Source organism: Paenibacillus azoreducens (assembly GCF_021654775.1).
In the GTDB taxonomy this organism is placed as follows: Bacteria; Bacillota; Bacilli; order Paenibacillales; family Paenibacillaceae; genus Paenibacillus_AQ; species Paenibacillus_AQ azoreducens.
Window position 1 is genome coordinate 2,275,404 of sequence record NZ_AP025343.1, and the last position, 12,405, is coordinate 2,287,808.

9 protein-coding genes and 1 other annotated feature are annotated in these 12,405 nt (G+C 50.1%); of the genes, 8 read left to right on the forward strand and 1 reads right to left on the reverse strand.

The genetic code is table 11. The features are described from left to right. Nucleotides 1-13 precede the first annotated feature (13 nt). The 3 genes from L6442_RS09695 (at nucleotide 14) to leuS (ending at nucleotide 4,722) form a co-directional block, all read left to right on the forward strand. Entirely contained in the window at nucleotides 14-784 is a 771-nt protein-coding gene (locus L6442_RS09695) for a class I SAM-dependent DNA methyltransferase (protein WP_212978634.1), read from the forward strand. A gap of 161 nt (nucleotides 785-945) precedes the next feature. After that, complete coding sequence (locus L6442_RS09700) at nucleotides 946-1,674, forward strand: 3-ketoacyl-ACP reductase (protein WP_212978633.1); 729 nt, start codon at nucleotides 946-948, stop codon at nucleotides 1,672-1,674. A gap of 184 nt (nucleotides 1,675-1,858) precedes the next feature. Beyond that, nucleotides 1,859-2,114: a binding site (T-box leader), on the forward strand. A gap of 166 nt (nucleotides 2,115-2,280) precedes the next feature. Continuing rightward, on the forward strand, nucleotides 2,281-4,722 hold the full coding sequence (gene leuS / locus L6442_RS09705; RefSeq protein WP_212978693.1) for a leucine--tRNA ligase: 2,442 nt from the start codon (nucleotides 2,281-2,283) through the stop codon (nucleotides 4,720-4,722). Between the two features lie 111 nt (nucleotides 4,723-4,833). Here the strand turns inward: leuS and comER are convergent, their stop codons facing one another. After that, nucleotides 4,834-5,664: a late competence protein ComER gene (gene comER / locus L6442_RS09710; RefSeq protein ID WP_212978632.1), complete on the reverse strand. Its 831-nt coding sequence runs from the start codon at nucleotides 5,662-5,664 to the stop codon at nucleotides 4,834-4,836. A gap of 143 nt (nucleotides 5,665-5,807) precedes the next feature. On the opposite strand from comER, the gene L6442_RS09715 reads away from it, so the two are divergent. The 5 genes from L6442_RS09715 to L6442_RS09735 all read left to right on the forward strand — a co-directional run bounded on the left by L6442_RS09715 (nucleotide 5,808) and on the right by L6442_RS09735 (nucleotide 12,278). Beyond that, entirely contained in the window at nucleotides 5,808-6,455 is a 648-nt protein-coding gene (locus L6442_RS09715; RefSeq protein ID WP_237100277.1) for a helix-hairpin-helix domain-containing protein, read from the forward strand. Nucleotides 6,456-6,510: 55 nt separating this feature from the next. Next, nucleotides 6,511-7,029 (forward strand): deoxycytidylate deaminase, encoded by a 519-nt coding sequence (locus L6442_RS09720; protein WP_194232795.1) that lies wholly within the window; start codon nucleotides 6,511-6,513, stop codon nucleotides 7,027-7,029. 122 nt (nucleotides 7,030-7,151) lie between these two features. Further along, nucleotides 7,152-9,803: a ComEC/Rec2 family competence protein gene (locus L6442_RS09725; protein WP_212978630.1), complete on the forward strand. Its 2,652-nt coding sequence runs from the start codon at nucleotides 7,152-7,154 to the stop codon at nucleotides 9,801-9,803. A gap of 637 nt (nucleotides 9,804-10,440) precedes the next feature. After that, nucleotides 10,441-10,989, forward strand: a complete 549-nt coding sequence (locus L6442_RS09730; RefSeq protein WP_194232793.1) for an RNA polymerase sigma factor — start codon at nucleotides 10,441-10,443, stop codon at nucleotides 10,987-10,989. After that, on the forward strand, nucleotides 10,986-12,278 hold the full coding sequence (locus tag L6442_RS09735; protein ID WP_212978629.1) for an anti-sigma factor: 1,293 nt from the start codon (nucleotides 10,986-10,988) through the stop codon (nucleotides 12,276-12,278). The genes L6442_RS09730 and L6442_RS09735 overlap by 4 nt, the downstream gene beginning before the upstream one ends. Nucleotides 12,279-12,405 lie beyond the last annotated feature (127 nt).

Below are 12,405 nucleotides of genomic sequence, written 5' to 3' on the forward strand. Positions count from 1 at the left end.
GTGCGGTGTCATCATGTCTTCTTACAAAAAATTTGCATACGTTTATGATGAATTGATGGAGGAGATGCCTTACCCTGATTGGCTCCGCTTCGCGAGGCAGGCTTGGGAAAAGCATGGCACCATGCCCAAGAGCGTCGTTGAGCTCGGCTGCGGTACGGGCAGCATTACCATTCCGCTCGTCAATGCAGGCTTTGAAGTGACGGGTATCGATTTATCTGCGGATATGCTGTCCGTCGCCAGAAGGAAAATGGATACCACGCCCCAGGGCTTAAGGCTTCACCAAGAAGGCTCCATTCGTTGGGTTCAGCAGGATATGCGGGAATGGAAAACCCCCGACCAGGTTGACACAGTCATTTCTTTCTGCGATTGCTTTAACTATTTGCTTGAGAAGCAGGATGTCGTTTCGGCATTCGTCCAAACATACAACGGTTTAAAGCCTGGGGGGATTTTCCTGTTCGATGTTCACCATCCGAATACGTTGATCCGATACGACGAAGAGCAGCCGTTTGTATGGGATGAACGGTCGGTATCTTACATATGGACTTGTGAACTGGATAAATCCCGCTGTGAAATCGAACATCATTTGAGTATTTTCGCAAGGGAAGAGCAAAGCGGTTTGTACCGCAGGTTCGAAGAGACGCATGTCCAGCGCGCCTATGATCCGGAATGGTTAAAAACGGAGCTGAGCAAGGCAGGCTTCCGCGACGTGAAATGTTATGCGGATTTCGAATGGGTTGAAGCAGGCGATGATGCCCAGCGCCTTTTTTTCGTGGCAGTTAAATAGGGTTCAGCTTGAAATAATGGATTTTTCAAACGTAACGGGAACAAATAATGCCTCGGAAGCTTAATCCGGGGCTTTTTTGAAGATTATAAAATATATAGGGATGCAGGTTGAAATGGATGGGCGTGGCGGCAGCAGCGGCAAAATGAGAAAGGATGGAATATATGAAACTTACAGATTTGAAAAATAAAACAGCGATTATTACAGGTGCTGGCAAAGGCATCGGCCGTGCCATTGCGACGGCGCTTGCCAAGGAAGGCGTAAACCTTGGGCTGATGGCCAGAACCGCTTCCGATCTTGAGGCGCTCAAGGAGTCGCTCTCCAAAGAGTACGGCGTGTCAGTCTATATGGCAACGGCTGACGTATCCTCACGTTCCGAGGTGGAAGCGGCGGTGTCCAAACTTAAAGAGGAACTGGGCCGCATCGACATTCTGATCAACAATGCGGGAATTGCCACTTTCGGCACCGTTGCCGAGATGAATCCAGAGGAATGGGAACGTATTATTCAGGTCAATTTGCTGGGGACGTATTATGTTTCCCGTGCGGTTCTCCCGGCAATGCTTGACCAGAATAGCGGCGATATCATCAATATTTCGTCGACGGCGGGGGAAAAAGGATTTGCGACGGGTTCAGCCTATTGCGCTTCCAAATTCGGCATCATGGGCCTGACCGAGTCGCTTCTTCAAGAGGTTCGCAAAAAGAACATCCGCGTCGTTGCGCTTACTCCAAGCACCGTAAATACGGATCTGGCCCGCACCAACAATCTTAGCATCGGCGAGGAAGACCGGATGATGCAGCCGGAGGATGTGGCTGAACTAACTTTGGCCGCCTTGAAGCTTCCGGCGCGCGTGTTCGTGAAATCTGCCGGGATTTGGACAACTAATCCGCAATAATTCCCGATGAGGAAACGTCTAATACTTTCCCCCAAGGTGCTCGTGTTTGCTGCGGGTATGGGGCTTGATGGCCGGGCGGGTGCCTTAGTAAGCGGTACGGCGGCTTGCTGCCGACTCTGATTAGCGGATTGACTGTGCCGCTTGTTTTATATATAATGTGATTTAATGTTAAGAGAACTTTATATCTTTGGCAATGATGAGGGGTATTAGTTTCGGCAGGGTCACCCAGAGAGCCGGCGGTTGGTGCAAGCCGGTTGACAAAGCGGAATGAACTCACCTCGGAGCCATGGTTTGAACGCAGTTTATGGAGAGTTGTGATGCCAAAACTACGCTAAGAACCATCGCCTTACCTCCGTTAAGGGTGCAAAGGGAGTGGAAAATAAAGCATATTTTCCGCTAACTAGGGTGGTACCACGGGAATCAAACCTCTCGTCCCTAGCGCTAATACGCTATGGATGTAGAGGTTTTTTTAATTATTGCATGATTATGCGGTCTGACTTTAGTGAAATATGAAGAAGAAGTGTTTTGTATTTTGGCTCGTTTCAAGCGAAGGAACGCTGGTAGCGAGCGGCGGACCGCCTGACAGTAAGAAGGGGAGATCAAATGATGAGTGAAAATCAGCAGCAGGTTCAAGGATATCATCCTCAATCCATTGAGCCGAAGTGGCAAAAGTATTGGGATGAGCATCATACGTTCAAAACGGGCGAAAACCCTGAAAAACCAAAGTTTTATGCACTGGATATGTTCCCGTATCCATCAGGCGCCGGTCTACATGTAGGCCATCCTGAAGGTTATACGGCTACCGATATCATATCCCGTTACAAGAGAATGCGCGGCTATAACGTGCTTCATCCGATGGGCTGGGATGCGTTCGGTTTGCCTGCGGAGCAGCATGCTCTCGATACCGGCGAGCATCCGCGCGACATCACGGTGAAAAATATAAACAACTTCCGCCGTCAGATCAAATCCCTCGGATTCTCCTATGACTGGGACCGCGAGATCAGTACGACGGATCCGGAATACTATAAATGGACGCAATGGATTTTCATCCAGCTGTACAAAAAAGGCCTTGCTTATGTCGCGGAGCTGCCTGTCAACTGGTGTCCGGCTTTGGGAACGGTGCTTGCCAACGAAGAGGTTATTGACGGCAAGAGCGAACGCGGCGGACATCCGGTAATCCGCAAGCCGATGAGACAATGGGTGCTGAAAATTACTGAATATGCCGAGCGTCTGCTTGAGGATCTGGAAGAACTCGACTGGACGGAAAGCATTAAGGATATGCAGCGCAACTGGATCGGGAAATCCAAAGGAGCGGAAGTGAATTTCGCCATTGAAGGCCAAGAAGGCCATCTGACGGTGTTTACGACCCGCCCGGATACTTTGTTCGGCGCCAGCTACTGCGTGCTTGCTCCTGAGCATGAGCTTGTGGCGGAAATTACGACGCCGGAGCAGCAGGAAGCCGTCAAAGCGTATCAGGATCTGGCCGCACGCAAAAGCGATTTGGAACGCACGGATCTGGCCAAGGATAAAACCGGCGTGTTTACGGGAGCATACGCAGTCAATCCGGTAAACGGCGCCAAACTGCCGATCTGGATCGCCGACTATGTTCTGGCCGGTTATGGAACGGGAGCCATTATGGCGGTTCCTGGCCACGATACGCGCGACTGGGAATTTGCGAAGCAATTCGGCTTGGACATCATTGAGGTTGTCAAAGGCGGCAATGTGCAGGAAGAAGCTTATACCGGGGAAGGCGAACATGTTAATTCCGGCTTCCTGGACGGAATGGGTACCTCCGATGCCATCGCGAAGATGATCGCATGGCTTGAAGAGAACGGCAAAGGTCAAGGAAAAACGACCTACCGTCTGCGCGACTGGCTGTTCAGCCGCCAGCGTTATTGGGGCGAGCCGATTCCGATTCTGCATCTGGAAGACGGAACGATGAAGACCGTGCCGGAGGATCAGCTTCCGCTCATGCTGCCGGATATTGATCAAATCAAACCGTCAGGAACGGGTGAATCTCCGCTTGCGAACGTAACCGAATGGGTGGAGACGGTAGATCCGGAGACCGGCATGAAAGCCCGCCGCGAAACGAATACGATGCCGCAATGGGCTGGAAGCTGCTGGTATTACCTGCGGTTTATCGATCCGCATAACAAAGAAGCGCTCGTTTCGAAAGAGAAGGAACAACAGTGGCTGCCTGTCGATCTGTATATCGGCGGCGTGGAACATGCGGTACTGCACTTGCTGTACGCACGTTTCTGGCACAAAGTTCTTTACGATTTGGGTGTGGTCAGCACCAAAGAGCCGTTCCAGAAGCTGGTTAACCAAGGCATGATTCTCGGAACGAATAATGAAAAAATGAGTAAATCCCGCGGCAATGTCATCAATCCGGATGAAATCGTCGAGACTTACGGCGCGGATACGCTCCGCGTATATGAAATGTTCATGGGGCCGCTGGAAGCGACGAAACCGTGGAACGAAAATGGCGTGGAAGGCGCACACCGCTTCCTGTCACGCGTATGGCGGCTTGTGGTTAACGATGACGGCAGCTTGAATTCGAAGATTACGAATGGCGAAGGCAGCGAGGACTTCAAACGCGTTTGGCATAAAACGATCAAAAAAGTGACCGATGATATGGAACATATGCGCTTTAATACGGCGATCAGCCAGTTGATGATTTTTATCAACGACGCATATAAAGCGGATAGCCTTCCGCGCAAAGCGCTCGAAGACTTCACGCAGCTGCTGTCTCCGTTTGCGCCGCATATCGCCGAAGAGCTGTGGGCTCGTCTCGGCCATCAGGAATCGGTCACATATGTGCCTTGGCCTTCTTTCGATGAAGCATGGACTGTGGAATCCGAAGTGGAGATCGTGATCCAGGTGAACGGCAAAATCGTGCAGCGCGCCAAAATTGCCAAGGACATGGACAAGGAAGCGCTGGAGAAGTTTGGCATGTCCCAGGAGAGCGTACAGGCGGCTATTGCCGGCAAAACCGTACGCAAAGTGGTTGCGGTACCAGGCAAACTGGTGAATATTGTAGCCAATTAAATCGCATAAATAGGGTCGAAAAGCATTCAATCCCCGTACAGCATATGTTGTACGGGGATTTTTTTGAAATAGCGGGCATATAAGCTTGAGTGAAGACCTTTATATCACTTCCTACGCCTTGGGGTCGCCAAAAAGGATATCGCATTTTTGTAAGTCTTCATCATATTTGCCGTATGTTGTAGCGATCAGTTGATGAAATACGCCATCCAGGCTTTGCTTCAGCAGGGACAGGGCTTTGGCGGTAATGCCGCCGGGAACAGCTACTCTTTCCTGCAGATCAAGAGGTTTGAAACCTCCTTCCGTCAGCAGCTTGCCCGTTCCAAGGAGCATCTCCCCTGCCAGCGCCGTAATCTCTTCGCGGTTTATGCCTGTGATTTCCACGGCCGCATTAACCCATTGTTCAAGGAAGAAGCTGATAAATGCTGGTCCGCAGCTGGAGAAGTCTGAAGAAATCCGCACATAGGATTCATCGATTTCTGTCGGTTTGCTGATGGAACCCAGCAGCTGTTCAATCAACAGCCTGTCTTTTGGCGTTATACGGGTGCCGTACATGCAAAGCGAGTCTCCGCTAAAGGTCAAATGCGTAATGCTGGGAATCACCTTGGCGATTTTGCAAATCAGGGCTTCTTCAAGGTGGCGGATCTGAACGGGACTGGTAATGGATACCAAAATCTGGTCCTGGTTCAGCTTATCCTTGATTTCATCTATTACAACTTTATACTGAAGCGGTTTAACGCATAAAAATATGATGTCGCTATTGCTCACAGTTTCAATATTATTGCTGCATACATTAAGTCCGGGGTGACGCTGTGCCAGCAAATTAACCTTGTCTGCAGTACGGTTGCTGGCGAAGATTTGTTCGGGTAAAAGTGCACCGGAAGTGATGAAGGCATCGAGCAACACACTTCCCATACTGCCGGTTCCGATAAATCCTACCTTCATATAGGTCCCCTCCTTTCGTGCTTTGCGGTAACGACGCAATTCTTCTCCTTAATGTATGCGCATGTGCTTGGCCGCATGACGGCTTTTTCGGCAGCAGGAATGAGAAAGAGAGTCCAATTTTATTGAATAAGGGGTGTATGTCTATGAAACGTTTAAAGCTGGGGATCAGCGTATGCTGCGCAATCCTGGGAAGTGCGGCGATTTTGCTGTCGGGGATGAAACATGAGGATCCGGCACATGCATGGCAGCCGCTGAATAATAAACTGGCGGATGCGATGAAGGAGGATGCAGAGCAGGAACTGGGCAAACAAACGGAACACCCGGCTTCCGGCAGCGGGAAAAACAGCCAAGGAAAAGAAAGGGCAGCGGAGGGGATAAAGGCGGGGCAACCGGCATCACAATCGGCGCAACCGGCACAACCGGACCAAATGACACAACCAACGGAACAACAGCCTCAAGCCCTGCAATCCGTGAAGACGGGATCCATCTCTGCGCCTATAGAGAAGCAGGCACCTGCGCAGGAGCCGATAAGCCTGCCGGCAAACACCGCCCCGGATCTCAGTGGAACAACTTCTGTGAACGCTGGCGCATCATCCGATTCCAAGATTCATATCAATACGGCCCAAGCCGCCGAACTGATGAACATTCCCGGCATCGGAGCCAAGAAAGCACAGGCCATTATCGAATACCGCAACGGGCACGGGCCATTCAAAAAGGTAGCGGATTTGGTCAAGGTCAAAGGGATCGGCCCCAAAATGCTCGAGAAAATGAAACCTTACATAGCGCTTTAGCCTCAGTCGTATGTTACAATGTTAACAACCATTCTACGAAAACAGGTGATTTGACGTGAAGGAAGCAAAACGCAAAGATTGGGACACTTATTTTATGGACATCGCGTATATGGTTTCCACGCGTTCACGCTGTCCACGCAGACATGTCGGAGCCGTGCTGGTGCAAGGTAAAAAACTGCTGGGTACCGCATACAACGGTGCGCCGATGGGCGTTCCGGATTGCTCCGAGGCAGGCTGCATGATCGCTGAAGAAATCGAAATGATAGAGCATGACGGCAAGCAGGAAATGGTTAAAAAGCAGCGGTGCGTGCGAACCATTCATGCCGAGCAGAATTTGCTGCTCTTCACCGACCGGATTGACCGGGAAGGCAGCTCCGTTTATGTGACGGACGAGCCCTGCTGGACCTGTGCGAATATGCTCGCTAACAGCGGCGTAACGGAAATTGTGTACCATCGTCCTTATCCGAAGGATTCGGATAAGGTGAAGGAGATGATGAAGCAGAAGGGGATTATATTCCGCGGACTTGACTCGTACGAGCCGCCGCGCGAAACCGTCATGGTTGTCTCTGACTGATTGGAATCATAAGGAACCGGGGAAGGACCTCTGCCCAATGCGGTAATGACCGCAGGCAGAGGTTTTTTTGTTTGCGGTGTCAGAAAATTCACTTTCTATAAAATAGCTAGGGGGGATTGGCCGTGAAGGGAAGGCCGTTGATTGTTTGGACGGTAGGTTGGCTGGCGGGGGCAAGCCTTGCTTATACATTTTCCGGGCTTCATTTATATCTGGTATGGACCGGTGTGACGCTGCTGCTTGTGATTCCTGTTTTGCTGCAGCGCACACTTCTTAGAACGATGCTGATTTTATGGCTGGCTTTGACGATGTCCGGGATATACTGGACGTGGAATGACGCACGGAACGTGACGGAGCTGCCGCAAGCATTGGCCGTGGATGGCACTCTATTGCACGGATCGATGCTGCAGGTTGAAGGGGTGATCGTTACGCAGGTTGATGTCGATGGAGACCGAGCGGATATGCAGGTCAGGCTGCAGCAAGTTAAGATGATGGACTCCGCAGGTTCCGGCGGGGCTTCCCCGGTATCGCGAAGCCTGGGGGAACGGGTAATGGTGCAGGTCAAGCTTCTCGCCAAGGACCAGCAAACCGAAGCGGCAAAATGGCAGCGCGGCGACCGTATCAAGCTCAGCGGCATGATCGAATATCCTTCCACCGCCCGTAATTTCGGCGGATTTGATTATGCCGCTTTTTTGCGCACCCAGCATATCCACTGGATATATAAGGTGAACGGGATACGGAATGCGGAAGTTTCACCCGGATCCCCTTGGGGTCCGCTTACCGTTCTGCGCTGGAATGACCGTCTTCGCACCGTACTTGGGGATAAAATCGAGCAAATATTTCAAGAACCTCATGCCGGGTATATGAAGGGGCTTCTCATTGGTATGAAGGATGATATCGATCCTGAAACCTATTCGCAATTTTCCCAGTTGGGGCTCACGCATATTCTGGCGATCTCCGGCATGCATGTCGCGGTTTACGTCGGAAGTCTTTTATTTATGTTGTCCTTGTTCAAAGTCAGCCGCGAAAGGTCTTTGCTTGTCGTCATGTTATTGATCCCGCTGTACGTGCTTTTGTCCGGCGTAAGTCCCTCCGTTGTGCGAGCGGGCATCATGAGCATCATCGGCCTCTATGCCGCCAGGAAAGGCTGGCTGAAGGACGGCTTGAATGTGTTGGCGGCAGCCGCTCTGCTCATGACGCTGTGGAATCCCTATTATTTACTGAATGTCAGCTTTCAATTGTCATTCTTGGTTACAGCCGGGCTGATGATTTACATTCCGCTTATGAATCCGCTTCTTCGTTTTCTACCCAAACGGATAGCCGCGGCAGCCGGGGTGACACTGGTGGCGCAGCTGGTTTCGTTTCCGCTTACGATTTATTATTTCAATCAGTTTTCCCTGCTGTCGTTTACAGCCAATTTTGCATTGGTGCCGCTAATTACCCTTTTTACGCTTCCGTTCGGAGCGGGGGCGCTGATTCTCGGTTTGATCTGGCTTAAGGCCGGGAAAATGGCCGGCTGGCTCATTGAACTTCAGAATGATGTTATCTTCAAGCTGATCCGTTTTATGAACGGTTATCCGCAGTTTGTGATGATTTGGAAATCGCCTTCTCTGATATGGATCATCGCTTATTTTATCTTGTTATATCTGCTGCTGTATTTGGCCGGCAAGCTGATGGGGGATCGTAAAACGCGGCTGCCGATTCAGCGCGAAGCGGACGAAACAGCGGAACTTGACGGGATCCGCAAGGTAACCTCTGGAAAAAAACTTACTTTAGCCGCGAATAGAACAAGGGCTGCATTTGTGGGGATTATGCTTGGCTTTATTTTTCTGTTATATTGGGAATACCGACCGGCATCCTATTATGGGGCGGGACTGGTCCAGTTTTTGGATGTTGGTCAGGGAGACGGCATTTTGATCACTACGCCCGAAGGACGAAATATCTTGGTGGATGGAGGGGGAACCGTAAGCTTTCGCAGACCCCAGGATGCATGGAAGGAGCGTAAAAAGCCTTTTGAAGTTGGGGCAAAGGTTGTTGTGCCCCTTCTGAAGCAGCGAGGAGTTCATCATTTGGATGCGGTTATCGTCACGCATGCTGATCAGGATCATGCCGGCGGACTTCAGGCCGTCTTGGAACAGATTCCTGTAAAGGCCTTTATGTTTAACGGAACTTTGAGCGGTACGAAAGCTTTTGAAAAGTTGATGAAAACGGCACTTGGCCGGAACATCCCCGTTTATGCGGTTCATCAAGGCATGAAGCTGCAGCCGGACAAGCATACGGAAATGATGTTTATAGCACCGGAATCGGAAGCGGTGGAACAGGAAGAAGTGCCGATCGTGAAGGATCAAAACCATATTTCCGTTGCTTTCCTGCTGACCATGAACGGCGCCAGGCTGCTGTTTACGGGCGATATGGACAAGGCCGCCGAAGAGAATATACTGAGCCTTGCGGATTCGCGTCAAGCCGGGGCGGTTCAGGGGGTGTCCGGAGCCGGAGCATTCGTACTGCCGGAGGGCGGTATCGATGTCTTAAAAATCGCCCATCATGGCAGTAAATCATCCAGCGGGGACAGCTGGCTTGATTATTGGAGACCCAAAGCTGCAGTGATTTCAGCGGGTGTGAACAATTTATACGGTCATCCGCATGCGGAGGTCATGCAGCGGATCGAAGATCAGGGGTCCGAACTGTATCGGACGGATCGAAGCGGTGAGGTTCAGATGCTCATTCGTCCGGGAGGGATCCAAATCCGCTGCATGTTGAACCCGACTGGAGAATAGAAACGGTGACGAGATGATATAACCGCTTGGTGACCCGTTGTATTTCGACTGGCCGGTATAAAAGTTTAAATGTAAGAAAAACGTCTATCGACGTACTCTCTAAGAACACAGACCGCTTTTAGCGGATGTTTTTCTTGCGATATAAGGAAGCTGAGGCTCCGAAACTTATACTTTCTTATATCTTAAAAAAATGTGTAATCGGATTACAATGACTGCCGAATTATTCATGATGACGGGTTCACTAGAATTTGGTATTCTTAATTGGGGTTTACCACTCTCATGGGAGGCCCGAAGTTACCCTTGCGTACATAAGAAAAACGTTTATCGACGTACTTCTATGAAGCCAGACCGCATTCAGCGGTGATTTTTCTTGCGATTATAGAATGCTTAAGCTCCGCTTGAAACTTATGAATTCTATAATCATAAGATACACAAGGTCTTATGAATGAATACGGAAAATTTGGTGGACGTACCTCGCGGAAAAAGCGGGGGATGTTCGGGTGTTTCGCATGTGATTAAGAAGGTTCGGTTCTTGCTGGAAGCCGATAAAATTTTTAATCCAAAAAAAAAGGTTACAATTTGCAACAATTTAGCACTCTTGCACGTCTGTAAGATTGCAGGGAGAGGGGGATCCTTTGTGGTAGAGCAGGGACTCATCAGAGCCGCTCAATCGGGCGATCGCGACGCTCTAATCACCCTATTAAGAGAAATTGAGCATCAAGTATACCGCACAGCCTATTATATTTTGAATGATGAACAGGATGCGATGGATGCTTCCCAGGAAGCATTGATTCGAATCTACACTAAAATTGGTTCCTATGAGGAAAAGGCGCAGTTTAAAACATGGGTTCAACGGATCGTAACGAATATTTGCATCGACAAATTCAGGCGGTCTAAACCAACGGTTTCCATAGATGAGCATGAGCTGGTGTTTCAGGATAAGCAAAATGTGGAACAAGCCGTTATGTCCTCCTATCTGGCTCAGGATATCCAAGAAGCCATTGAACAGCTGCCGGATCATCATAGAAGCGTCATTGTTCTTCGGTATCTGCAAGATTTTTCCTATAATGAAATCGCTGACTGTCTGAACCTTCCACTCAACACAGTGAAATCTTATCTGTTCAGGGCCAGACAGCAGCTTCAGAACATGCTTCAAGAGCATCAGAAAGGTGGTGTATCAGGATGAATTGTTCAGAGGTGGTGGAGTGGATGCACCGTTATTTGGATTATGATTTAAGCGAGGAAGAGACCGTTCAACTCTATGAGCATTTAAAACAGTGTCCTGAATGTGCGGAAACCTTTCGAATGCTGAAATCATTATCCAGAGATCTTGAAGACCTTCCCAAAGTTACGCCAAAATTCAGCATTGTCGACGCTATCATGCCCCAGCTTGATGCGATAGATCAGGCGCAGCAGGAAAAGAGCGCCTCGCGCGAGGAAGCACCAGCAGAGATGGTGCCTGTACCTGTACGTCCGGTGCGAACAAGCAAATTCCGCAATTCCGTAGCCGGACGCACGGTTATGGGAGCGGCGGCAGCCGTAATTATTTTGGGAGTTGCGATATATAATTATCCTCCTAAGCATTTGTCAACCGCTGAAGAGCCTGCCTATAAAGCGGCAGAGCAAAAAAACGCCGATAGCGCGGCGTCCAAATCTTCAAGCGGAGGCGTCCAAGGAAGTGGCGGAGATCAACAGACTGTCGAACCTAAGCAAGAACTCTACAGCAACGATACTTCTGCCCCGGATGCTCCTTCCGAGGGAACTGCTGGCAGCAACGAGAAAGTGTTGGAGCCGGAACCTCCTGCGGATCAGGAACTCAAAACGCTTCCGCCGACTACGGAGACTCCTACAAGCAAAGCGGATGAGAAGCCATTGACCCGCAGCGTAGAAGAAGGTAAAGTCGATAAAAAGGCTGCGAATAACAAAAACACGACTCCAGAAACTCCGGCTGCAAATGATTCCGGCACTTCGGTGCAATCGAGCAGCCCGAGCAAGGACGCTCCGGCGGCGGATGCTTCCGCTCAGGATAAAGCGGTAAACGGGGGCATTTCCGGCAGCAATGCCGGCGAAACTCCAGAGAGCAGCAGCAATAACAACAATAGCGGCGGCGGCTATCGGAATAACATCATGGCGGAAATCCCTACGGAAGGTAAGGGGAATAAAGTTCAGGAACATACCCCCAAGGATGATACAACTTCCATGGGAATCACTTCGACCACTGCACCGCCGACCCAAGTCAACTCGCCTGACGGTAAATATGCTGCTTCTGTAGAGGATAACAAGTTGGTCATCTACAGCATATCGGACAGCGACGGCCAGAAGAAATCGGTCAAGACAATTGACCTTTCAGGCAGTTGGGTATCCGGAGTTTGGTCTGCGGACAGCACTGTCTTTACGTATCAAACTTCGGATAATCAGGGAGCCACTACAAGCAAAACGGTCCGGGTTGAAAGCCCGGATAATGCAAACCCTTAAAAAACACCCCAAAAAGTGGCGTGAAGCTTTGAAGCAACACCGATTACTTTTCGGGGACCCCGGGAACAAAACCGGGAAATGCTGCGGAGTACATCTACAGATTACAAAAAAGGAAACCACCGGGGTC